Genomic DNA, 20,013 nt, shown 5'->3' with positions numbered 1-20,013 from the left:
TTAGGCCTCAAAGCTGTTGACGCAGCTTGGGGCTTTTTCTTTTGTAAGCATCTGCGCTACCGTTTTTGCCAGTCTCGCTAAATCCTCGTCCTCTACTCCATACTCCAGCACAGCAAGCATCATGCTCACCTGCTTAAACAAACCGGCCTTCCAGCGGCTCACCGTGTACTCGGGAACCTTCATGGCTTTGGCGAAGTTGTTCTGCCCAATCATTGCTAACTTATTCAGTAACTTCGTTTCGATTTGCATCGCTTTCTTGCTTTGGGTTGCGTGTTCCATACGACATACTTCCGTTGTTGGTTAGTTGTGTGTTTGCGTGACTACTCCGTGGAGTTGCCACTTAGGTTTTGCTCCTGAGTTCAGAGAGCGGCCAAATTGTTTAAAGAGCGGTTGTTCTATGCTGCTTTTTTAGAGGTAGTTCCGTACATCAACCACTGAGCTGTACATTTCAAAGCACTTGCGATTTCAAGGAGATTGCGCGGGCGCTTTGTTTCTCCAGCTTCGAGCTGCTGATACGACTGTTGTGCAATCCCGGCTTGCTCTGCGACTTCAGCTTGGGTCAGTCCAAGTTCTGAGCGACGCTGTTTTGCACGCTGGGAGATGGTTTTACTTGTATCCATTCCGTTCTCCTACAGTTTTATCTGTATTGTTCTACAGGAAGACCTGTTTGTCAAATACAGTATTTGCTGTGAGAATTTGGTCGGTTTATTTATTCATCAGGAGAAGGTCATGAGCCTTGCCGATCGGGTTAAAGAAAGGCGCGATGTACTAGGCATCACACAAACAGAACTTGCCGATAAGGTTGGAATTAAGCAGCAATCTATTGCTAGTATCGAAAACGGAGAGACGAAAAACCCTCGTAAGATTTTTGAGCTAGCTCAGGCGCTTAAGTGTTCTGCACATTGGTTGAAGACCGGTCAGCAAGAATCAAATGCCACGCAGCTTGAAGGGATTTCGCTCTGGGAAGAAGACAGCGAAGATGAAGACGATGATGTCTATCTTCCTTTCTTTAAAGAGGCACAACTTGCTGCGGGTGACGGACGAGTGGTTGAACTGGACTGTGATGGGAAGAAGTTGAAGTTCTCGCTGCGTAGCCTCAAGAAGCTAGGCGTTAAGCCTGAAGAGGCGGCCTGCATGTCAGTTTGGGGTAATAGCATGGAGCCGGTATTGCCGGACGGCGCTACTGTCGCGATCAATACAGGAAGCACTGAAATCAAGGACGGCAAGATATACGCTCTCGATCACGAAGGAATGGCACGCGTCAAGATGATGTATCGGTTGCCAGGTGGTGGGATTCGCCTTCGTTCGTTCAATACTGACGAATATCCTGACGAAATTTATCTCGGTGAAGACAGTAATAAGATTAGAGTTGTCGGTGCAGTGTTCTGGTATGGCGTAACTATCAGATAACAATCACCAATTGCTAAACATCAAACCCGCTCCGGCGGGTTTTTTTACGTCTGGAGAAAACTTTAATTCATGCAAAAACAAGCAAATACAGATTTACAGCCACTTTTTACAGTTTTGACTGTTTACTCAATACAGTTTTGCCTGTACAGTTATTCCATCGAAACGAAACATCGATACGGCAGAAGGAACTATCAGCCGTGTTGGACAGGAAGTCCGACTGCTTCTTTAACAATATGATTTCTCCTGAACTCAGGAGACCGAAGGAAAGTGCTTCGGGATGTGGTGAATGCGCAGGCTGATGCGCAAGTGTAAGACCTGATGGGTGGTAGATATCGCTGGATGTAATCGGTTGAGTAAGCGCGTTGCTAATCCAGCACCGACCCAATAAACGACATGCGAAACCTTCGCCCCGGTGAAACCCCGGTGTCAACTAGCAAGTCGCATAGACAAGCCGGAGATCAGCACCGGCCACCACATCACCCAAGCACTTACCGAGGAACACATGATGAACTCAAAGCAAAGGTATAACGCACGTCGCATGACGGCTCACAACGCAGCGAAAGCAGCTGAGGCGAACAGTGAACTGGCTCTTTCCAAAAACGTCGCCACGGCGCTTGCAGGAGGTTCTAGTCGGGTAGCAAAAGCATTAAGCCTGACCGACTACAAAGCTTCTCTTCGCTTGCCTAAGCAGCAGAAAGAATGGGTAGCCAAGCAGCACAACAATGTGAAGAACCCGTTTGGGCAACTCATAAACGCTCGCCAGAAGATTCGCGGCAAAAGCATTCCACTGATTTAAACCGTCGCAGCCGGTCATCGCAGCGATAAATACGAGCATCCATATCACGTTATGAGGGGTTGAGAGAATGTTACGAGTCGATATTGAAAAAATAGATCGGATGATTTCCGCCCTGAAGGGCGTACGGCGCGAACTCAAGAAATACCACGATATCCGCGATAAAAGCACGGATGGGTTCAGCCCAAAACAGAATGGCAAGCGAAAGGCTGACTTGGATTTCCGCGCAATGACACTAATAAAATGGAGTCATGACCTTCACGCGCTTGCTGTAGAAATTGAGTTGGCAGACAAGCGAGAAAGCTACGACGAAGTAATCCTCTCAGACGGCTGGAGAGAGTTCAAATACAAGCCCCGCGAGCCATTCCCAACCTGTAAGTAAACCTTACAAGTTCAAACAGTAACTGCACTATGAGGTGAGAGATGAAAGAAATAATCTGGAAAAAACCTTCCGAATTACCGGTAGTAACTCGCGGCGAAGACGTGAAGATTTGGGCTGTTGTTGATATGTACCAATACGACATGAGGTTTGGCGAGTTAGGAGGTGATGGTAAGGCCAAGCGCATTGCTACAGTGAAGAAGGTTAATCGTCGCGTTGTTGAATTGAATTACGTGTATGCAGAAGTCACCGATGATGAGTTGGCTTACTTTGAGGAAAATGGGGATTTCCCAGAAGGGACTCCGAGCGGGCTTGATTACTGGACTAACGAAGACGGTGAATTCATCGGGTTCACTGGCTATTACAACCAGTACCCAGAAGAAGGCCGAATGTATTACGAGGAGTTCAAGTTGGGTGCTGATGGGAAATATCAAACCACAAACAATTGGACAGATAATCAGCCTGAATGGGTGCTTTTGGCATGGTCTGAGTTTGAAAAACCTGAAGTTCCTGAAAACCTGCCAGTCTAACCCCCCACTCCGCATCACATAACTAACTGAGACTACCGATATGAGTAAGCCGATTTCACAATTTAAGCCTGACGATGTGGTGTATGTCGTCAAGCTGGGCGTTCAGTTTCCTGAGTTCTACAAAGGGACTGTAGAGAAAGTTACAGCACCACAGATTCAAATTAAGCGCTATGGCTCATACGCAATGCCCGAGCGACCTTCAGTCTGCAAATTTTATGATAATTACCCTGACGCAATGGCTGAATTTATTAGGGAAAAGCTTCAGCCAGACATTGACAAAAATGAAAAGCAGATACAGACCCTGAAAAATAAAATCAAGCAACTGCAAGAAGCCACTGACCTTCCAGACGGATTCTACTAACCCCCCACCGGAGTCATCCCCATGCGATTAACAAACACTTTAACCGGTGAGCACTTTCTCGTCTTGAGGATGGCTAACCAGTACGAATACGTCATTAAAGAGATAGGCACACGAAATAAGTTGCGCATGAACCATGAGCAATATGCGGCTTATCGTTTGAAACCTGAAATTGAGGAAGTTGACCATGACCAAAGAACAATATGAAAGCTTCGAAGTTGCAGCAAAGCCTTTGATTCAGTGGCTTGCTGAAAATGTTCACCCACATCATTCAGCCGTAGTTACCAGCACTGACGCAGAGTTGTTTATGAGTGAATGCGTAGTGAAAACCGAAGAGTTTCTGAAAGACTGAGCCACTTCCTGCTGCGCATTCACTGAGTGCTCAGCATGATAAGCGCCCCTTATCAACTAAAGCTGTGTAGCTATTCGGCCTCCAAATCTGGGGGCCATTTTTTTGCCCCGAATAAGGAGATCGCCGTGAGCGAAACAACCGAATTATCCGTTATCGAGATTAAACCGGAACAGGCTCCGGCGCTCTACGTAGCAAATGGCCTTGATGGCTTTCTTGACCAAATCCGTAGTTCAGTGAATGAAGTCCCAGATTTAAGCACTGCTAAAGGTCGAGCACGAATAGCTTCACTTTCAGCCTCTGTTTCACGCAGCAAAACGGCTATTGAAAAGCCTGGGCGCGAGTTGCTTAAGAAAATTAAAGAGCAGCCAAAAATTATTGAAGCTGAGTTACGCCGATTCATTACTGAATGCGACACGTTGCGTGACAAGGTTCGCCTGCCGCTGACTGAGTGGGAGGCAGAGCAAGAAAAGCTAGCTGCCGAAAAACAGATGCAGGAATGGCACGAACAGGCACTGGCCGACAACGAAGCATTTGACCAAGCACGCATTGAACGCTTCGAAGCTGATCACGAACTGGCGGTGCTGATGAATACCCAGCACGACCGAGATGCCGCCGACGCTAAAGCAGAAGCAGAACGCCAGCGCATTGCTCATGAAGAAGAGTTAAAGCGGCAGGCAGTCGAGCAAGCGCAGCGTGAAGCCGCGGCAACTGCGCAGCGTGAACGTGAAGCGGCGATACAACGCGAAGCCGACCTGAAAGCACAGGCGGCGCTGGCTGAAGCCAACCTAATTGCTGCTGAGAAGAAGGCCGAACAAGACCGTATCGATGCAGCAAACAAGGCTGAAGCCGACCGGTTAGCAGCAGCACAGCAAGCAGAACGCGAGAAGCAGGAAGCTATCGCAGCTGAGCAACTCAAAGCCAAGCAGAAAGAAGATGCTCGCCTGGCAGAAGAGAAGCGCATCGCTGAGGAAGCCGCTGCCCGCGCTGCAAGCGTCGAACATAAACGCGCTATCAATCAACAGGCCGTGGCTGATTTAGTCGCTGCCGGCATCACTGAAGAATGTGCTGTGCAATGCGTCAAAGCCATTGCCAAAGGCCAAGTCTCAGCAATCGCAATCACCTACTAATTAAACCGGAGTAACCCACGATGAACTATGCATTCGCGGGTGGCGTCACCGTGGGCGTCACCCAAAACACCGAATCACTTCTCGACCGTATCTGCCGTAACGCGAAGAACGCTGCAAAGCGCTTCATTGAAATCTTAAACCAACCGGGTAACCCGCTATGAGATTTCAAATCATCGGCACCCTGCTGCACATCCTCATAGACGGCAGCGAACAGTCATTCCCGAATAACCCGCTCGGCTACAAGTTGATGGCTCGGGCGTTCTGCAAGAGTAAGGGGCTCGTATGAATATCACTTTTGAATGCGCCGCCGTGAAGGTTTCCGGCGGCACCTTGGGGTGCGGAATCAAGCTTGAAGTTGAAGGTGCTGAACTGCACTACACGCTACCAGACAAAGAAATGTTGTCCTTCATGGATGAGGAAAACATTCGCGAATATATGGAGTCTCGCGGCCATTTGGTGGTGATGAGACGGGAGGATGCAGCATGAGACACAGCAGCTACGACTACATCAGAGACCAGCATGAAGATTTGGATGCTGCAATCGAACGGGTGGAAGAAAACCTTCGCCAGCGCACGATGAAGATTGCAGAAACCTACCCCGAAACGCCTCTGGAATTTACCGACAAATCGAAACTCACCGCACAGCAGATTCACGCTCTGGACAATGAATGGGCTCAGGACGAGTACGCAAAGTTCATTGATGCAATCAGCAGCCATGAAGCACACGGAAGAATATCAAAAATGGAGAGCGCAGCATGAACCAGCTTCTGGTAAATCAGGTTCACGACATCATCAACCCGCTGAAGTTAGATTTCGAGCAGGTGTGTTCTGAGCCGAGCCTGACCTTTAAACGTGAGTCAGAGTTTGCCATGCAGATATTCGCAAACAATGACTATCTGGCAGGCGTGGCAGCCAAAAATGGCGTATCGACCCGCAGCGCGATAATGAACGTTGCAGCGATTGGCATTTCTCTAAACCCGGCTCAAAAGCTCGCGTATTTAGTGCCACGGAAAGGCGCTATATGTCTGGACATCAGCTATATGGGTCTGATGCATATTGCTCAGCAGTCAGGAGCTATCAAATGGTGCCAATCAGCGATAGTCAGGAAGAACGACCGCTTCATGCGTACCAGCATTGACCGCCCGCCAACGCATGAATTCAATGAATTCGACACCATTGAGCAGCGCGGCGAAGTGGTAGGCGCTTACACGGTAGTTAAGACAGATGAAGGCGACTACCTGACGCACACCATGCGAGCAGAATATATTTTCTCAATTCGCGACCGGTCAGAAGCATGGAAGAAATATCTCTCTGATAACACCAAGCGCTGCCCTTGGGTCACTGATGAAGAGCAGATGATCTTGAAGACAGTCGTGAAGCAGGCCACCAAATACTGGCCTCGCCGTGAGCGTCTGGATGCAGCTGTTGATTACGTGAATACCGAAGGCGGCGAAGGCATCAACTTTAGCCAGGAACGCGGACAGGAAAAGGATATTTCGCCTTCCAGCGACGACACCATTCAGGCGATTAATGACTTGCTCCTGCAAATGGACAAAACATGGGATGCAGACTTGCTCCCTATTTGCTCACAGATATTCAAGCGCCCTATCACCTCCCCTGAACAACTCACCGAGCCAGAAGCATTGAAGACGGTAGATTTTCTTAAGAAGAAGGCAGCCGCATGACACCTGAAATCATCTTGCAGCGGACAGGGATTGACGTCCGCACCACACAGCAGGGAAGCATAGATTGGCTCAAACTTCGGCTCGGCGTCATCACGGCCTCGGAAGCAGGAAAAGTCATCTCAAAGCCTCGCAGCGGTACCAAATGGACAGATACCAAACTCACCTATTTCTACACGCTTTTAGGCGAGGTTTGCACAGGGAATGTGGTTGAGGTAAATGCAAAGCCTCTGGCATGGGGGAAAGAATACGAAGCATCAGCAAGGTCGCTGTTTGAGTTCACAACGGACGTGAAAGTTACCGATGTGCCGATCATCTTCAAAGACGAAACTCTTCGCTGTGCCTGCTCACCTGATGGTGATTGTAGTGACGGGAAAGGTCTGGAATTGAAAAGCCCGTACACCAGTGCGGTATTCATGAAATTCCGGCTCGGCGGTTTCGACGCTATCAAAGCCGAGTACATGGCACAGATTCAGTACAGCCTATGGGTCACAGGAAAGGATGCCTGGTACTTCGCAAACTACGACCCGCGCATGAAGCGTGAAGGCCTGCATCACGTAGTTGTCGAGCGTGACCAGAAGTTCATGGATGAATTCGACGAAATGGTGCCCGAGTTCATCAGTAAAATGGATGAAGCACTGGCAGAGATTGGCTTCGAGTTCGGAGAGCAATGGAGGTAGCCATGTCACAGCAACCTTGGGAGCGATACGAACTGGATTTCCTCGCAGAAGTAGCCGGAACCATGACGCTTAAAGAGGTGGCTGAGAAACTTGAAAGGACTCAAGGCTCAGTTAAAAACAAAGCCATGTATCTCGGTATCACCCTCTTCTCTGCCAAAGGATGGCAGTCATGGACTCCAGAGCACACCGCCCTATTCAGCTCTCATTCAGATAAAGAAATATCCCTCATTACAGGCCGCTCTCTACGTGCAGTAGCCACTAAGCGCTACAACATCAGAATTCACGCCAGAGCAGCCTAACCCTCTTTCAAGGAACACATCATGAGCACAGATAAAAGCGTGTACGGATTAGTTACGCCTGAAGAGAACTTAATTTCTATTCTCTCAGGCTATGTATATGGCGGCAGACCAATGCAGCAAAGCTCCCTGGTCGGTGTGCTTCTCCTTCTCAAGCAACAAAAAGAAGACATCGCCAGCCTCAACCAGCAACTCTCAGCCAAAACAATCTCCGAGCAAAACATCATCAACGCTTTCGGCATCAAAGGTGAAGGCGCACACAGCAAGCTGGTCATTGAGTATGTGAGCGGGCTGGTGGCTGAGCGTGATGCCCTGGTGGCTGAGCGTGCTATTCGGGGTGGGTTATGAAAAAGCCGGTAAACAATGTGACATACGAGCAGTTGGTATCCTCAGTCACTTATGACGAAAAGACGGGGCTGTTTATCAGGGCGTCATCGAAGGGTGGCGTTGCCATAGGCTCTCCGGCTGGAGGGTTGCATGCCAATGGATACATCATGATGAACATTTCTAACAGAAAAGTCCTAGCCCACAGAATGGCATGGCTTTGGTGTTATGGATTTCTTCCCGACACAGAGATAGATCATGTGAATGGCGACAGAATAGATAACAGAATATCGAATCTTCGCTTAGTAAGTCGGTGTGAAAATCAAATGAATGTCCTACGCACAAAGGCCAATACAAGTGGAATTAAAGGCGTCTGTTACAACAAATTAGCGGGAAAGTGGCAGGCTAACATACAGGCAAATAATGAGAGATATCATCTTGGCCTTTTTGCCACGAAAGAAGACGCAGGGAATGCATATTCTGAGGCTGAGGAAAAACTACATGGCGAGTTCGCCGCCAATCTGCGCGCTGGGAGGAAGGGATGAAGACGATTTGCGATCAAGATGAATATTGCACATGTCCCGCTTGCCGAGATGAGCTTTATCCGCAGGCAGAAAGTCGGGTTATCGAGAGTGGGAACCCAAATATCAGCTTCCTAGAAAGGGAATTCAAAATTGGATATGGCAGAGCGGCGCGGCTAATCAAGAGCATGGAGGAAGAAGGCATTGTTAGTCCGCATGACTTCAAAGGTGTTCGGAAGGTATTAGTGAAGGAGCAACCTCATGAATAAACGACACTACGTTAGATATGCAGGCAATGATATGCCATTACATGCAGTTCTAGGCCAGATCATCGGCAAGGATGATTACTTTGTTACCGAGTTAGCTCGCCGCCTGGAAATAGAGGCTAACAACGAAGGTGAGGCCATTGGGTTTGTTCGACAAGTTATCATCGAGATCATTGCTGATAATGAGCCTCCAGCAAGAGAAACAGTATCTCAGCGATTGATGGCAAAATTCGAGGAGCAACCTCATGACTGATACAACAGATATCAAGGCGCTGAGCAATGAGCGCCTTCAAGAAGTTAAGAGCATCCTCAGCGGATTTGAGGAAGGTTATGATACGGTAGATGATAAGGAAAACTACGAGGCTATGCGTGGTGCTCAGTTGATAATCGATGAGCTAATTTCACTGCGAGACCAGCTCGAATCAGAACGCCAGCGGGCTGCTGGTTCAGAGGAAGAGTTGCACAAAGCATTGCATCGCGAGAAAGCAGCGGAACGTAAATTTCTGGCGGCTCAGGAGGAAATTGCAGAGCTGAAAGGCGATCAGGTGCCGGTTGCTTTCACAGACTCTGGTTCATTGGCAGCTATCAAGGGCGGCCATGAGGGACACATTTGGGGTGCTCCCGTTGGAGTTTATCGAGTGCCGCTATTCACCAACCCGCAAAAGCCGGTAGTGCTGCCTGAAATACTCAGCGCGTTGTATCGAGCCGGATTTAATGAGAGCCATCGGGCGATAGAGGTCTACCGTGTGAATGATGTTAAAGCAGCAATCGGGGCCGCAGGCGGCATCGTGAAGGATGGTGAGTGATGATAGCTTTCATTGGAACAATTCTTGTTTGGGCGCTGATAATCCTGGCTGGAATTGGTGGCGTTATCTGCGCAGTTGCTGGCTTCTTGGTATTAGTTAATTTTCCATCCAAGTTTCGATAAGGAAGGTGAGTGATGAAAATCCCAATACCTAGCCCAAACGGTGGATGGTGGCTGGCAGTTTCTTGGCAGAAGAAGAGCAACTGGAAATACTTCTACTTCTGGAATGATGGCCCGATGCGTTCTTTATGGTTAGGCCATCTCTGCATTGAGCTGTGGTGGAAATAACCATCAAACAAATAGCCGCTTAACGCGGTTTTTTATTGCCTGCTACATGAGGTATCCCCATGCCAATCACAAACGGCTCATTGGTAACAATGAAGTCAGGTAAAGCCGTGGGCACCGTTATGGATATCGTCCCCATTGATGACCTTTTAACTGAAGCAATCATATTGTGGGATGGCGAATCATTCCCGCGCCGGACTGATATCAGACAGCTTCGTGAAGCCACGACAGACAGCCCTAAGCTCTACAAATCCATGAATTAACCAGCCGCCTTGAGCGGTATTTTTATATCTGGAGAAAGCCATGAAAACTCACGATTTGAAAATCGCACCCGAGCACTTTCACCCAGTCCATTCAGGGAAGAAAACAGCGGAACTCCGCAAGAATGACCGGGGCTACCAAGTCGGTGACCTGCTTCATTTGCGTGAGTTTTCTGATGGTGAATACACAGGAAGTTTTGTTATGCGGGAAGTGACTTGTGTCACCCCGGTAGATTTTGCCGCGCCCGGCTACGTGATGCTGAGCATGGTTCCCGCCAAACTTTATGAGGTGGCATAAATGGCCGATGAAATTGATAACGCAGCAGCATTAGAAGAACTGGAGCGCGAGATTGCCCTTCTCAACCGTTCACGCGATTTCCTCAAATTTACCGGCAAGTGTCACTACTGCGAGCATCCACTATTACGGGGTAACTTCTGTGATTCAGGATGCAGGGATGATTACGAGCTTGAGAAGAGACAGAAAGCACAGCGGAGATATGCAGCATGAAAAAGATTATCGGGATGGCTGTGATTTGCTTTGCTCTGGCCGGATGTACTGACCCGGAACGGGCGGCAAAAGTGTTATCTGATAACGGATTCACCAATATTCACATCGGTGGTTACTCGTGGGCAGGATGCGCTAAGGGTGACGATTACGCTACTGAGTTCAATGCAACTTCACCGGCTGGTAAGCAAGTAAGCGGCGTCGTCTGCTCTGCGTGGATGAAAGGCTCAACCATCAGGTTCTTTGATTAAGGGAATCAACATGAGCATATCGACAACAAATTATGAATTCTCCAAGTATGAACCAGACCCAAAAACACTCTGCTGTCTCTGCAAAGAATCCTGCGCCCCCTCTCACCTAATAACCGTACCCGAAGACAAAAATATCTGCATTAAATGTGCTGAGTTGCTTGGTGAGATTGCTGCCGAGAACAGAGAGAAAATAAAGGATTCTGAAATTGAGAAGATGTTATCCATCGAAAGTGAAATGCCTGACTCTTATCAACCCTACGACCTCATGACAGCTCTTTACGACGCAGGTTATCGCAAGATGGAGTAGCCCATGACTCCCGAGCAAGAGATTGCATCCCGGGCAATAGCCAAACAAATACTCACCGAACGCCGCAGTAAAACAAACCAACTCACCTACCGCCAACTTCTCGATAAACACTCACCTACCGCTTATCCATTCTGCCCTGCTAAATATCGCAAACGGGTATGGATGTGGCTTGCTTGTTGGGTAAAGAGAGTGGCGGAGGGTAAATAGCAGAGGTAAGCATGAACGTAATGACGAAAGAAGAAGTAATGGATTTTTTACAGGTTAAATCTCGTGACACGCTTTATCGCTACGAGCGTGATAGCGGCTTCCCTCACCCCATTAAGACCCACCCAACCCTCTACCTTAAATCGGCGGTAGAGGCATGGGTAATCCGGCGCTCAGAGCCTAAGGCTGCATGAACTCACTTCACATTCTTAATGTGCCAGAGCAGCTTATCAGCAAAGATTTCATATCCCCGCCTCTGCTCATCCAGCCAATCGTGTTTGTTATAAACTGCCATCACTCCACCCAAATCATGCCCCATCATCTTCTCAGTGACGTGTGGGGCTACGCCTTCTTCCGACAATCTGGTAACAACGGTGCGTCGGAAGTCGTGCGCCCTCCAGTAACCCATCCCATCCATTTCATCTCGAATACGACCAATGTACCGGTTGGCAGCGGCTATGCTGATCGGCTGATTAATGTCATGCCCGGGGAACATAACGTTGTCATATGCATCCATTAATCTTTCTATTATGGGCTGAGCTTGTGAGAAAATAGGCCTGCGAATAATATTTCCCATCTTGCTATGTTCTTTCGGCACAGTCCAAATCAGATCCGTCAGGTCGAACTCCTGCTTGAGCGACAGGCGAAGCTCAGACAGACGACACCCCCACAGCATGACGAGCTGGTGAAGATATTTGTTGGCGGGTGATGCACGGGTTTTCTCGATGGCGATCCAGATTTGGGCCAACTCGTTAAATGTCAGAACGCGCTCGCCAGTCTCAGACCGCTGACCAACGTCCTTGGGCTCAATGCGCATCATCTCGCATCTGTCTATCAACTGACGACGCAGGCACCAACTAAACGCCGACTTAGCCTGAATAAACATCATGCGTGCACGCTTCTGGCCTTCCTTTTCTTGAGCGCCGAAGAAGCCGATCCAATCTTTAACGGAGATTGAACTTACCGAGCGGCCTTTAAACGAATCTTTCATGTGCTTTACCACAACTGCCTCGTACAGATTAATGGTGTTTGTACGCAACTGAGTGCGTACATAACCATTCATCCAATGCTCCAGGCAATCGCCGACTGTCAGATCGGATGAAGCATGTTTTGTGTCAAAGTGAGTGCGGGGATTTATTCCCTTGTCGTATAACAGGCGGAGTTCGCCAACAAGGGCTCTGGCATCTTTCAGTCCCATTGCGGGATACTTGCCAAGAGATATGCGCTGAGCCTTACCCTCCCAGCGATATCGAAACTGGAAGGCCATAGCGCCGAGAGGTGATATTCTTACACCAAGCCCGTCACCATCAGAAAGCTCTGGGCTCCCTGTGTACGGCTTGCCATGAAGTGAACGTAATTTAGTATCGCTGAGAGCCATGATATATTCTGTACACAGAGAAAAATGAATTTTGTACCCAATGTGTACCATTGATCAACTGGACTAGCTTAGTTTTATTTGGGATTTATAAGACAGGATAGGACGAAATAAGACAAAGAATGTAGTTAACACGTTGGTTTGAATAGACAAATACATACGAATATAGGCGCAATAAAGCAATGTCAGACAAACCAGTACAACCTACTTTCTACTTTCATGATTACGAGACATTCGGTAAAAATCCGGCGCTGGACCGCCCGGCGCAGTTTGCCGGGGTGAGAACTGACGAAGATTTCAATATCATCGAAGAACCGTTAGTGATTTATTGCCGCCCTTCTGATGATTATCTGCCAGAACCGGAAGCGGTGATGATCACCGGAATTACTCCGCAGATTGCGCTGGAACGTGGCGTGATCGAAGCGGAGTTCACCGCGCAAATCCATAAAGCGTTTAGCGTGCCGGGCACCTGTATTGTGGGCTACAACAACATCCGTTTCGACGACGAAGTCAGCCGTAATATCCTTTATCGCAACTTTTACGACCCGTACGCCTACAGCTGGCAGAACGGTAATTCCCGCTGGGATTTGCTGGATGTGATGCGTGCCTGTTACGCGCTGCGCCCGGAAGGCATCAACTGGCCGGAAAACGACGACGGTTTCCCGAGTTTTCGTCTTGAACATCTGACCAAAGCTAATGGCATCGAACATGAAAATGCCCACGACGCGATGGCCGACGTTTACGCCACGATTGCGATGGCAAAACTGGTTAAACAGGCGCAACCGCGTCTGTTCAGTTTCCTGCTCGAACACCGCAGCAAACACAAACTCAATACGCTGATTGATATTCCGGCGATGGCGACGCTGGTGCATGTCTCCGGCATGTTTGGTGCTGCGCGCGGCAATACCGCGTGGGTCGCGCCGCTGGCCTGGCATCCTGAAAACAAAAACGCCGTGATCATGTGCGATCTGGCGGGCGATATGTCCACGCTGTTAGATCTCGACCCCGACCAGATGCGTGAGCGCCTGTACAGTCGCCGCGACAGTTTGCAGGCCGGGCAATCTCCGCTGCCGGTCAAACTGGTTCACATCAATAAATGTCCGGTGCTGGCTCCGGCCAAAACGTTGTTGCCGGAAAACGCCGAACGTCTGGGCATTGACCGCCAGCGCTGTCTGGAGAATCTTCAGATATTGCGCCAGAACCCGCAGGTGCGTGAAAAAGTGGTGACGATGTTTGCCGAAGCCGAGCCGTTCACCGCTTCCGACGATGTCGATGCCCGTCTGTACGACGGTTTCTTCAGCGACGCCGATCGCGCCGCAATGCGGATTATCCTTGAGACACGCCCGGAAAACCTTCCGGCACTGGATCTGACGTTTAATGATTCGCGCATCGAACCGCTGTTGTTCCGCTTCCGCGCACGCAATTACCCCGCAACGCTGACCGACGCCGAGCAAAAGCGCTGGATCCAGCATCGCCAGACGAAGCTCACCGATGAGCGTGTTCAGGCGTACATTTTAGAGCTTGAATCGCTCTATAACTTGTATGAGGGTGATTCTGAGAAAATAGCGCTTCTCGGGGCGCTGTTTGAATACGGGAAGAAATTGGTTTCTTAATTGCAGGAGGCCGCTGCAACGGCGGCTTTTCAACACTGACCGAGAAAGTTTCGGTTTCTCAATAGCAGTGATCACTTAACGCGCTGCGCCGAAACCGCCAAAGAGGGAGGAAAGCGCCTCCCTCTTTGATCTCCCACGCTTTTTTCCAACACGCGCTACCGCTGGGACGACGGACATGTTCTGTTCCTCCTGCGTATGGCGCGAAATATTGCCGCTGCGCGGTTCCTTCCTCGAGGGCTTCGAGCCTTGCGGTCTCGAACCCTCGGTCAGCAAAATTTCTGAGCGCGCCATCTCAACTTTGAAAGAATCGATTTTGAGGCTTCTTTGTTTTTCAAAATTATGAATGTCATGGCGAGGTTGTGAACTAAAAAGCCTCTGGCCGCTTTCAAAAATCACGCTGAAAGGAGAGGTGGAAAACCGCGTATTTTTTCGCGCGGTTTGTAATCCGACTGGAAGGAACCGCGCAGCGGCGGGATTTTGCGGCATTTTCCGGAGCCGCTGGAAAATAGCCAGCGAGCGATAGCGCGCAGTTAAAAAGCGCGGGTGTCCAGAGGGCGCGCGCGTTAACGCGCCCTTTGGGCCAGTTTGGGCGGCGAGCCCAAGGTTTTGCGGTGTGGGCCGACGCCCACGACTTTGAATTTTATTTTTAAGCCGCCAATTTACAGCGGCCTCCTGCAATCAAGCTTCCGGCGCTATCTCCCCGCTCATCTGCGGCGGCTGCTTACGAAACGCATTGGTGATAAACGCCAGATACCCCAGGCCAATCGCGCCCCACACCAGACCGAGCGTCATCGAACTGGCTTCGAGGTTCAGCCACAGCGCACCGACGGTCAGCGCACCGATCACCGGCAGGACCAGATAGTTGATGTGGTCTTTCAGCGTACGGTTACGCTTCTCACGGATGTAGAACTGGGAAATCACCGACAGGTTCACGAAGGTAAAGGCCACTAATGCACCGAAGTTAATCAGCGCCGTGGCGGTCACCAGATCAAAGGTCACAGCAGACATCGCCACAACACCGACCAGCAGAACGTTGAACGTCGGGGTGCGCCATTTCGGATGCACGTAACCGAACACTTTCTCCGGGAATACGCCGTCGCGGCCCATCACGTACAGCAGACGGGAAACGCCCGCGTGCGCGGCCATGCCGGATGCCAGAACGGTGACGCAGCTGAAGCACAGGATGACGGACTGGAAGAATTTACCGGCCACGTACAACATGATTTCAGGCTGTGAAGCGTCCGGATCTTTAAAGCGCGAGATGTCCGGGAAGTACAGTTGCAGGAAGTACGACACCACCACGAAGATCACGCCGCCAATCAGTGCGGTCAGGAAAATCGCTTTCGGGATGACTTTACCCGCGTTTGGCGTTTCTTCAGACAACGAGCTGATGCCGTCGAAGCCGAGGAACGAGAAGCACAGGATGGTCGCACCGGTAATCATCGGCACCACATGCGCGTTTTCACTGAAGAACGGTTTCGTTGTCGCCAGTGTGCCCATGCCCTCGCCCATGTAAACGCCACGGACCAGCAGCCCCAGGAAGACCACCATGATCGCGACCTGAACCACAACAATAATGCTGTTGAGGTTAGCCACCACTTTGATGCCACGCAGGTTGAACGCGGTCATCATCGCGACCAGCGCGGTCACGAAGATCCACGACGGGACACCCGGGAAGATGGCTTCCAGGTAAATTTTTGCCAGCAGGATGTTGATCATCGGCATGAACAGGTAGTCCAGCAATGATGACCACCCGACCATAAAGCCGACGTGCGGGCTGATGGCTTTTTGCGCGTAAGTGTAAGCAGAACCGGCAGACGGGAAACGCTGCACCAGTTTGCCGTAGCTGACGGCGGTAAACAGCACGGCGATCAGCGCAAAGATGTACGCCGTCGCGACGTGACCATCGGTCAGGCCGGACACAATGCCGAACGTATCGAAGATGGTCATCGGTTGCAGATAGGCTAGACCCATCATCACAACCTGGACCAGCGTCAGGGTTTTACGCAGTTGTACGCGCTGAGTCGCCGGAGCGGCAGAAGGTTTAGCAGACATGGCTCAGTCCTCCCTGAATTGCAGACACCGGGCGTTTAAACGCCTCTGAAAGCAACGTACAGGGAAAACTTCGTGAGTTATTACCAGTAAACGGGGGGGTGATCTTCACATCGCTGATGACGGAGGTGAAGGCTGTGCGAATTTGGCCGCAGCTGAAAGAAGCACCGGCGGGCACCGGTACAGGTTTGAAGTATTGCCCCATGTTACATTTCCTCATAGTGGCGACCGTTGTTAATTTGGGGTCGCACACGAACCTTGTTATCTATCCGGATCTGGGTCCGGCCTCTGTTGAATTAGTTTGGGTACTGCACATACAAAAAAAATAACCGGCGCCTTTAAGCGTCGGTTATCTGCAGTGCTGCGTATTTTGCACAAATCACGCATAAATGACAACATTCAGAGGCGGTGAGTTACAAAATCTTTTCCGATTTTAAACATCTTGCCCGGCCAGTGCCGGTACAACGCCTGGGATGATGGGGATCAGGCGTTTTTGAGCATCCAGTCGATCTCTGTTTCTGTCACGCGCCGTTCGAACTGCAACAGTTCGTCAGATTTACAGGCGTGATAGACCTGCGAGAAACGTTCACCGAGGATTTTCTTCAGCGCTGGCTGGTCATCAAAATCATACAACGCATCGCTCTGGCGGATTGGCAGCGGGATCCCTTCCTGCTCCAGACCGTTTCCGGTCACCGGTTCGGGCAGCGCCAGATCGTTATCCAGCCCGTAGAGCATCCCGGCCAGTACGGTAGCGACCACTAAATACGGGTTGGCATCAGCGCCGGCCACGCGGTATTCCACACGATGATCGGCGGTTCCGCTGCACGGCACGCGCAGTGCGACAGTGCGGTTATTGTGCCCCCACGACGCCTGCGTCGGAACATACATGCCCGACTGGAAGCGGCGGAAAGCATTCACGTTGGGCGCTAAAACGGCCATCGACGCGGGCATCAGGGCAATCATCCCGGCGAGCGAACGTTTCATCAGCGCGGAATCTTTACCGTTCGCATCGGCGAACAGGTTTTTGCCGTTGTCATCGAGCACGCTGAGATGAATGTGCATCCCGCTGCCCGCATATTCGTCATACGGCTTCGCCATAAAAGTGGCGTCCATTTCATGATTTTCCGCCACCAGCCGCACCAGACGTTTGAGCATCAGGGCATGGTCACAGGCGCGCAGAATATTTTCGCTGTGGTGCAAATTGATTTCGAATTGTCCCGGAGAGGACTCCGCCACCGCGCCATCCGCCGGTAAACCCTGGATGTGCGCCAGACGGTCAATATCACTGAGCACATCGGCAAAGTGATCCAGATTATCGACGGAATAAACCTGCGTATGCAGGCTGCGCTCCTGCGTGCCGGGCGTACACGGCGGCTGAATATAGCCTTCCGCGTCCCGCTGCCTGTCGAGCAGATAGAACTCCAGCTCTACCGCTACCACCGGGAATAAGCCCCGCTGGCGCAATGTTTGCCAGATATGGTTCAGCACATTGCGTGGTTCAACGTTAAAGGGAGTGCCATCTTCGTCAAGCATGGTGAGAAGCAGCTGGCCGATGTGTTCGGGGTCGGAAGCCGAAGGCGTTAACGTGCCGGGAACGGGAATACAGGTGCGGTCGGGTTCGCCCAGTTCCTGGCCTAAACCAGCTTCTTCCACGACATTACCGAGAATGTCCATGGCGAAGACCGATGCCGGGAAATAACAGCCTTTTTCGAGTTTGCGCAGGGCGGAGACAGGAATGCGTTTGCCGCGGAAGGAACCATTGAGATCGGTGAGCAGGACGTCGACGTGCAGGGTAAGCGGGTGACGCTCCAGGTATTGAGACACTTCATCCTGGAACGCGCTACTTCGCTCTTCCACCGGCTTAGCAAGGGGCTCATTCTCGCTAATCTCTTTCTTAATATCGTTCATCAGTTCAGTCGTTTGCATAGGTTTTCCGCCATTTGCTGGTTTCCGGCGTCAATGGCACCACCATGATGCCTGCCGGTTATGCGTTACCGTTTCATTGTGCTGTTCAACGCAGTCTTCTCATTAGTCGGGATCCTCACGGGCGTGCTCAAAATATAGGCCATATGATTAACCCTAGCTGTAACATTAATTATTTGCAACACCTACAATCACGCAACATATCAGTTTGAAAAGCCATCAGTGCGCTGCTAAATTGTTCAACAGGAGTTCATTATTATTGACAGATAACGACCCTTTGCGTGCGGGGAGGCACGCGCTGGCGACACATTCATCAACTCAAAGAGGCGGTATTATGGGCAATATATTTTCCACGGCATCCGCAGGAAAACAGACAAGCTACAGACCGGTCATTGGGGTTGTGATGTGCGAAAACACGGTGGATGAAAACCCGGCGCTCACCGTCCACGAGAAGTATCTGGACGCTATTTTTAACGCCGACGCCCTGCCCGTTTGCCTGCCACACGAACTGGCGGCACGCGACGGGGCGATAGACCAGATCCTGCGCGGTCTGGACGGCATTTTCCTCACCGGCAGCCCGAGCAATATTGAGCCGCATCAGTACGGTGAAGAAGGCGTCGAAGCGCTGGCCGATCCGGGCCGCGACCGTCTGAGTTTGCAGCTTATCCGCGCCACGCTGGATAAAAAAATTCCGCTGTTTGCCGCGTGCCGTGGTTTGCAGGAGCTGGTGGTCGCGACCGGCGGCAGTTTGTACCGCAAGGTGCAGGAAGAACCCGGCTTTATGGATCACCGCGAAGACACGTCGTTGCCGCATGACGCGCAGTACGATCCTGCGCATCCGGTGTTTATCGAACCGGGCGGCTTACTTTCAGAATTATTACCCGACTATCAGCAGTTTCAGGTGAATTCCCTGCACGGCCAGGGAGCGAATCGTCTGGGCGCAGAACTGGCTGTCGAAGCCCGTGCGCCGGACAATCTGGTGGAAGCCGTGAGTGTCCGCGGTCACCCGTTTGCATTGGGTGTGCAGTGGCATCCGGAATGGCACAGCCTGACGGATCCCGTTTCCCGTCAGCTGTTTAACGCTTTTATCGCGGCGTGTCGCAAAGGCCATCAGGCCCGGAGCGCACAAGAGGAATAAAGGGATGAGCGAAGTCAGTCTGGCGCCTGGTCGCCGGCTTTCTGAAATTCGTCAGCAACTGGGCATGTCACAACGTAAAGCCGCCGAGTTGTCTGGCCTGACGCACAGCGCCATCAGTACCATCGAACAGGACAAAGTCAGCCCCGCCGTCAGTACGTTGCAAAAGTTATTGCGGGTTTACGGGCTGTCGTTATCGGAGTTTTTCGCCGAAGAGCGCAAAAGTGACGAACCGAGAATCGTCATTAATGCGGCAGATTTGATTGAGATCGGCAGCCGGGGTGTTTCCATGCGAATGGTGCATAACGGCACGCCAAACCACGCGGTCGCCATGCTGCTGGAAACCTATCAACCCGGCAGCACAACGGGCGACAAAATTAAACATCAGGGAGAGGAAGTCGGCACCCTGCTCGAAGGAGAAATCATCTTAACCATCAACGGTCAGAGCTACCCGCTGCGGGCAGGCCAAAGCTATGCCATTAACACCGCGAACCCTCACAGTTTCAGTAATATTTCGACGCGGATTTGCAGGATAGTCAGCGCACATACCCCTAATACCTTCTAGTTGTCAGCGTTCTGGG

The 20,013-nt window shown here is 50.8% G+C and carries 33 protein-coding genes; 27 read left to right on the top strand and 6 right to left on the bottom strand.

What is annotated here, in order from left to right; translation table 11 throughout:
* Positions 1 to 279, bottom strand: coding sequence for a CII family transcriptional regulator (locus tag IV433_RS01545; protein ID WP_195812717.1), 279 nt, complete (start codon positions 277 to 279; stop codon positions 1 to 3).
* A gap of 116 nt (positions 280 to 395) precedes the next feature.
* Positions 396 to 620, bottom strand: a complete 225-nt coding sequence (locus IV433_RS01540; RefSeq protein ID WP_195812718.1) for a helix-turn-helix domain-containing protein — start codon at positions 618 to 620, stop codon at positions 396 to 398.
* A 109-nt stretch (positions 621 to 729) separates the two neighbouring features.
* Here IV433_RS01540 and IV433_RS01535 point away from each other — a divergent pair, with 109 nt between their 5' ends.
* The 24 genes from IV433_RS01535 (at position 730) to IV433_RS01420 (ending at position 11,130) form a co-directional block, all read left to right on the top strand.
* Entirely contained in the window at positions 730 to 1,410 is a 681-nt protein-coding gene (locus IV433_RS01535; RefSeq protein ID WP_195812719.1) for an XRE family transcriptional regulator, read from the top strand.
* Positions 1,411 to 1,912: 502 nt separating this feature from the next.
* Entirely contained in the window at positions 1,913 to 2,206 is a 294-nt protein-coding gene (locus tag IV433_RS01530) for a hypothetical protein (RefSeq protein ID WP_195812720.1), read from the top strand.
* A gap of 67 nt (positions 2,207 to 2,273) precedes the next feature.
* Entirely contained in the window at positions 2,274 to 2,585 is a 312-nt protein-coding gene (locus tag IV433_RS01525) for a regulator (RefSeq protein WP_195812721.1), read from the top strand.
* A gap of 41 nt (positions 2,586 to 2,626) precedes the next feature.
* The gene (locus tag IV433_RS01520) at positions 2,627 to 3,112 is read left to right on the top strand and encodes a hypothetical protein (RefSeq protein ID WP_195812722.1); all 486 of its coding nucleotides are present in this window, start codon (positions 2,627 to 2,629) and stop codon (positions 3,110 to 3,112) included.
* 40 nt (positions 3,113 to 3,152) lie between these two features.
* Positions 3,153 to 3,473: a hypothetical protein gene (locus IV433_RS01515; RefSeq protein ID WP_195812723.1), complete on the top strand. Its 321-nt coding sequence runs from the start codon at positions 3,153 to 3,155 to the stop codon at positions 3,471 to 3,473.
* 184 nt (positions 3,474 to 3,657) lie between these two features.
* The gene (locus IV433_RS01510; RefSeq protein ID WP_195812724.1) at positions 3,658 to 3,822 is read left to right on the top strand and encodes a hypothetical protein; all 165 of its coding nucleotides are present in this window, start codon (positions 3,658 to 3,660) and stop codon (positions 3,820 to 3,822) included.
* A 125-nt stretch (positions 3,823 to 3,947) separates the two neighbouring features.
* Positions 3,948 to 4,949, top strand: coding sequence for a coiled-coil domain-containing protein (locus IV433_RS01505; RefSeq protein ID WP_195812725.1), 1,002 nt, complete (start codon positions 3,948 to 3,950; stop codon positions 4,947 to 4,949).
* A 20-nt stretch (positions 4,950 to 4,969) separates the two neighbouring features.
* On the top strand, positions 4,970 to 5,110 hold the full coding sequence (locus IV433_RS01500) for a protease FtsH-inhibitory lysogeny factor CIII (RefSeq protein ID WP_195812726.1): 141 nt from the start codon (positions 4,970 to 4,972) through the stop codon (positions 5,108 to 5,110).
* A gap of 121 nt (positions 5,111 to 5,231) precedes the next feature.
* Positions 5,232 to 5,435 carry a hypothetical protein gene (locus IV433_RS01495; RefSeq protein ID WP_195812727.1) on the top strand — a complete coding sequence of 68 codons (204 nt, stop codon included), beginning with the start codon at positions 5,232 to 5,234 and terminating at the stop codon, positions 5,433 to 5,435.
* Positions 5,432 to 5,707, top strand: a complete 276-nt coding sequence (locus tag IV433_RS01490) for a hypothetical protein (protein ID WP_195812728.1) — start codon at positions 5,432 to 5,434, stop codon at positions 5,705 to 5,707. Before IV433_RS01495 ends, IV433_RS01490 begins: the two co-directional genes overlap by 4 nt.
* A complete protein-coding gene (locus IV433_RS01485) occupies positions 5,704 to 6,633 on the top strand; it encodes a recombinase RecT (protein ID WP_195812729.1) in 930 nt (309 codons plus the stop codon). Before IV433_RS01490 ends, IV433_RS01485 begins: the two co-directional genes overlap by 4 nt.
* Positions 6,630 to 7,310: a YqaJ viral recombinase family protein gene (locus IV433_RS01480; RefSeq protein ID WP_195812730.1), complete on the top strand. Its 681-nt coding sequence runs from the start codon at positions 6,630 to 6,632 to the stop codon at positions 7,308 to 7,310. Before IV433_RS01485 ends, IV433_RS01480 begins: the two co-directional genes overlap by 4 nt.
* Positions 7,311 to 7,312: 2 nt before the next feature.
* On the top strand, positions 7,313 to 7,609 hold the full coding sequence (locus tag IV433_RS01475; RefSeq protein ID WP_195812731.1) for a hypothetical protein: 297 nt from the start codon (positions 7,313 to 7,315) through the stop codon (positions 7,607 to 7,609).
* Positions 7,610 to 7,630: 21 nt separating this feature from the next.
* Positions 7,631 to 7,954 carry a hypothetical protein gene (locus IV433_RS01470; protein WP_195812732.1) on the top strand — a complete coding sequence of 108 codons (324 nt, stop codon included), beginning with the start codon at positions 7,631 to 7,633 and terminating at the stop codon, positions 7,952 to 7,954.
* A complete protein-coding gene (locus IV433_RS01465) occupies positions 7,951 to 8,475 on the top strand; it encodes an HNH endonuclease (RefSeq protein ID WP_195812733.1) in 525 nt (174 codons plus the stop codon). The genes IV433_RS01470 and IV433_RS01465 overlap by 4 nt, the downstream gene beginning before the upstream one ends.
* Complete coding sequence (locus IV433_RS01460) at positions 8,472 to 8,720, top strand: DNA translocase FtsK (RefSeq protein ID WP_195812734.1); 249 nt, start codon at positions 8,472 to 8,474, stop codon at positions 8,718 to 8,720. The genes IV433_RS01465 and IV433_RS01460 overlap by 4 nt, the downstream gene beginning before the upstream one ends.
* Positions 8,713 to 8,970, top strand: coding sequence for a hypothetical protein (locus IV433_RS01455; protein ID WP_195812735.1), 258 nt, complete (start codon positions 8,713 to 8,715; stop codon positions 8,968 to 8,970). Before IV433_RS01460 ends, IV433_RS01455 begins: the two co-directional genes overlap by 8 nt.
* Positions 8,963 to 9,523 (top strand): hypothetical protein, encoded by a 561-nt coding sequence (locus IV433_RS01450; protein ID WP_195812736.1) that lies wholly within the window; start codon positions 8,963 to 8,965, stop codon positions 9,521 to 9,523. The genes IV433_RS01455 and IV433_RS01450 overlap by 8 nt, the downstream gene beginning before the upstream one ends.
* Before the next feature lie 134 nt (positions 9,524 to 9,657).
* Positions 9,658 to 9,810, top strand: a complete 153-nt coding sequence (locus IV433_RS01445; protein WP_195822783.1) for a hypothetical protein — start codon at positions 9,658 to 9,660, stop codon at positions 9,808 to 9,810.
* 59 nt (positions 9,811 to 9,869) lie between these two features.
* Positions 9,870 to 10,070: a hypothetical protein gene (locus tag IV433_RS01440; protein WP_195812737.1), complete on the top strand. Its 201-nt coding sequence runs from the start codon at positions 9,870 to 9,872 to the stop codon at positions 10,068 to 10,070.
* 40 nt (positions 10,071 to 10,110) lie between these two features.
* On the top strand, positions 10,111 to 10,365 hold the full coding sequence (locus IV433_RS01435; RefSeq protein WP_195812738.1) for a DUF3850 domain-containing protein: 255 nt from the start codon (positions 10,111 to 10,113) through the stop codon (positions 10,363 to 10,365).
* Positions 10,366 to 10,575 carry a hypothetical protein gene (locus IV433_RS01430; RefSeq protein WP_195812739.1) on the top strand — a complete coding sequence of 70 codons (210 nt, stop codon included), beginning with the start codon at positions 10,366 to 10,368 and terminating at the stop codon, positions 10,573 to 10,575.
* Positions 10,572 to 10,823 (top strand): hypothetical protein, encoded by a 252-nt coding sequence (locus tag IV433_RS01425; protein ID WP_195812740.1) that lies wholly within the window; start codon positions 10,572 to 10,574, stop codon positions 10,821 to 10,823. Before IV433_RS01430 ends, IV433_RS01425 begins: the two co-directional genes overlap by 4 nt.
* A gap of 10 nt (positions 10,824 to 10,833) precedes the next feature.
* Positions 10,834 to 11,130, top strand: a complete 297-nt coding sequence (locus tag IV433_RS01420; RefSeq protein WP_195812741.1) for a hypothetical protein — start codon at positions 10,834 to 10,836, stop codon at positions 11,128 to 11,130.
* A gap of 400 nt (positions 11,131 to 11,530) precedes the next feature.
* On the opposite strand, the gene IV433_RS01415 is transcribed toward IV433_RS01420, so the two are convergent.
* Entirely contained in the window at positions 11,531 to 12,712 is a 1,182-nt protein-coding gene (locus IV433_RS01415) for a tyrosine-type recombinase/integrase (RefSeq protein ID WP_195812742.1), read from the bottom strand.
* Between the two features lie 179 nt (positions 12,713 to 12,891).
* On the opposite strand from IV433_RS01415, the gene sbcB reads away from it, so the two are divergent.
* Complete coding sequence (sbcB, locus tag IV433_RS01410; protein WP_195812743.1) at positions 12,892 to 14,322, top strand: exodeoxyribonuclease I; 1,431 nt, start codon at positions 12,892 to 12,894, stop codon at positions 14,320 to 14,322.
* Positions 14,323 to 14,397: 75 nt separating this feature from the next.
* Here sbcB and IV433_RS01405 read toward each other — a convergent pair whose 3' ends face one another.
* From IV433_RS01405 to IV433_RS01395, 3 genes are all read right to left on the bottom strand, one after another.
* Positions 14,398 to 15,000, bottom strand: a complete 603-nt coding sequence (locus tag IV433_RS01405) for a hypothetical protein (RefSeq protein ID WP_195812744.1) — start codon at positions 14,998 to 15,000, stop codon at positions 14,398 to 14,400.
* Entirely contained in the window at positions 15,001 to 16,377 is a 1,377-nt protein-coding gene (locus tag IV433_RS01400; protein WP_195812745.1) for an APC family permease, read from the bottom strand.
* 480 nt (positions 16,378 to 16,857) lie between these two features.
* On the bottom strand, positions 16,858 to 18,282 hold the full coding sequence (locus IV433_RS01395) for a glutamine synthetase family protein (protein WP_195812965.1): 1,425 nt from the start codon (positions 18,280 to 18,282) through the stop codon (positions 16,858 to 16,860).
* A 349-nt stretch (positions 18,283 to 18,631) separates the two neighbouring features.
* Between IV433_RS01395 and puuD the strand changes: the two genes are divergently transcribed.
* Together puuD and puuR are read left to right on the top strand one after the other, a co-directional pair.
* Positions 18,632 to 19,435: a gamma-glutamyl-gamma-aminobutyrate hydrolase gene (gene puuD / locus IV433_RS01390; RefSeq protein ID WP_195812746.1), complete on the top strand. Its 804-nt coding sequence runs from the start codon at positions 18,632 to 18,634 to the stop codon at positions 19,433 to 19,435.
* 4 nt (positions 19,436 to 19,439) lie between these two features.
* Positions 19,440 to 19,997 carry an HTH-type transcriptional regulator PuuR gene (gene puuR / locus IV433_RS01385; protein ID WP_195812747.1) on the top strand — a complete coding sequence of 186 codons (558 nt, stop codon included), beginning with the start codon at positions 19,440 to 19,442 and terminating at the stop codon, positions 19,995 to 19,997.
* Positions 19,998 to 20,013 lie beyond the last annotated feature (16 nt).

The organism is Rahnella laticis (assembly GCF_015644585.1).
Taxonomy (GTDB): Bacteria; Pseudomonadota; Gammaproteobacteria; order Enterobacterales; family Enterobacteriaceae; genus Rahnella; species Rahnella laticis.
This window is presented reverse-complemented; position numbering and strand designations above follow the sequence as displayed.

Bases quoted from the DNA above. Each gene is read 5' to 3' on its own strand.
- IV433_RS01545 (WP_195812717.1), bottom strand. From the start codon at position 279: ATGGAACACGCAACCCAAAGCAAGAAAGCGATGCAAATCGAAACGAAG.
- IV433_RS01540 (WP_195812718.1), bottom strand. From the start codon at position 620: ATGGATACAAGTAAAACCATCTCCCAGCGTGCAAAACAGCGTCGCTCA.
- IV433_RS01535 (WP_195812719.1), top strand. From the start codon at position 730: ATGAGCCTTGCCGATCGGGTTAAAGAAAGGCGCGATGTACTAGGCATC.
- IV433_RS01530 (WP_195812720.1), top strand. From the start codon at position 1,913: ATGATGAACTCAAAGCAAAGGTATAACGCACGTCGCATGACGGCTCAC.
- IV433_RS01525 (WP_195812721.1), top strand. From the start codon at position 2,274: ATGTTACGAGTCGATATTGAAAAAATAGATCGGATGATTTCCGCCCTG.
- IV433_RS01520 (WP_195812722.1), top strand. From the start codon at position 2,627: ATGAAAGAAATAATCTGGAAAAAACCTTCCGAATTACCGGTAGTAACT.
- IV433_RS01515 (WP_195812723.1), top strand. From the start codon at position 3,153: ATGAGTAAGCCGATTTCACAATTTAAGCCTGACGATGTGGTGTATGTC.
- IV433_RS01510 (WP_195812724.1), top strand. From the start codon at position 3,658: ATGACCAAAGAACAATATGAAAGCTTCGAAGTTGCAGCAAAGCCTTTG.
- IV433_RS01500 (WP_195812726.1), top strand. From the start codon at position 4,970: ATGAACTATGCATTCGCGGGTGGCGTCACCGTGGGCGTCACCCAAAAC.
- IV433_RS01495 (WP_195812727.1), top strand. From the start codon at position 5,232: ATGAATATCACTTTTGAATGCGCCGCCGTGAAGGTTTCCGGCGGCACC.
- IV433_RS01490 (WP_195812728.1), top strand. From the start codon at position 5,432: ATGAGACACAGCAGCTACGACTACATCAGAGACCAGCATGAAGATTTG.
- IV433_RS01485 (WP_195812729.1), top strand. From the start codon at position 5,704: ATGAACCAGCTTCTGGTAAATCAGGTTCACGACATCATCAACCCGCTG.
- IV433_RS01480 (WP_195812730.1), top strand. From the start codon at position 6,630: ATGACACCTGAAATCATCTTGCAGCGGACAGGGATTGACGTCCGCACC.
- IV433_RS01475 (WP_195812731.1), top strand. From the start codon at position 7,313: ATGTCACAGCAACCTTGGGAGCGATACGAACTGGATTTCCTCGCAGAA.
- IV433_RS01470 (WP_195812732.1), top strand. From the start codon at position 7,631: ATGAGCACAGATAAAAGCGTGTACGGATTAGTTACGCCTGAAGAGAAC.
- IV433_RS01465 (WP_195812733.1), top strand. From the start codon at position 7,951: ATGAAAAAGCCGGTAAACAATGTGACATACGAGCAGTTGGTATCCTCA.
- IV433_RS01460 (WP_195812734.1), top strand. From the start codon at position 8,472: ATGAAGACGATTTGCGATCAAGATGAATATTGCACATGTCCCGCTTGC.
- IV433_RS01455 (WP_195812735.1), top strand. From the start codon at position 8,713: ATGAATAAACGACACTACGTTAGATATGCAGGCAATGATATGCCATTA.
- IV433_RS01450 (WP_195812736.1), top strand. From the start codon at position 8,963: ATGACTGATACAACAGATATCAAGGCGCTGAGCAATGAGCGCCTTCAA.
- IV433_RS01445 (WP_195822783.1), top strand. From the start codon at position 9,658: ATGAAAATCCCAATACCTAGCCCAAACGGTGGATGGTGGCTGGCAGTT.
- IV433_RS01440 (WP_195812737.1), top strand. From the start codon at position 9,870: ATGCCAATCACAAACGGCTCATTGGTAACAATGAAGTCAGGTAAAGCC.
- IV433_RS01435 (WP_195812738.1), top strand. From the start codon at position 10,111: ATGAAAACTCACGATTTGAAAATCGCACCCGAGCACTTTCACCCAGTC.
- IV433_RS01430 (WP_195812739.1), top strand. From the start codon at position 10,366: ATGGCCGATGAAATTGATAACGCAGCAGCATTAGAAGAACTGGAGCGC.
- IV433_RS01425 (WP_195812740.1), top strand. From the start codon at position 10,572: ATGAAAAAGATTATCGGGATGGCTGTGATTTGCTTTGCTCTGGCCGGA.
- IV433_RS01420 (WP_195812741.1), top strand. From the start codon at position 10,834: ATGAGCATATCGACAACAAATTATGAATTCTCCAAGTATGAACCAGAC.
- IV433_RS01415 (WP_195812742.1), bottom strand. From the start codon at position 12,712: ATGGCTCTCAGCGATACTAAATTACGTTCACTTCATGGCAAGCCGTAC.
- sbcB (WP_195812743.1), top strand. From the start codon at position 12,892: ATGTCAGACAAACCAGTACAACCTACTTTCTACTTTCATGATTACGAG.
- IV433_RS01400 (WP_195812745.1), bottom strand. From the start codon at position 16,377: ATGTCTGCTAAACCTTCTGCCGCTCCGGCGACTCAGCGCGTACAACTG.
- IV433_RS01395 (WP_195812965.1), bottom strand. From the start codon at position 18,282: ATGAACGATATTAAGAAAGAGATTAGCGAGAATGAGCCCCTTGCTAAG.
- puuD (WP_195812746.1), top strand. From the start codon at position 18,632: ATGGGCAATATATTTTCCACGGCATCCGCAGGAAAACAGACAAGCTAC.
- puuR (WP_195812747.1), top strand. From the start codon at position 19,440: ATGAGCGAAGTCAGTCTGGCGCCTGGTCGCCGGCTTTCTGAAATTCGT.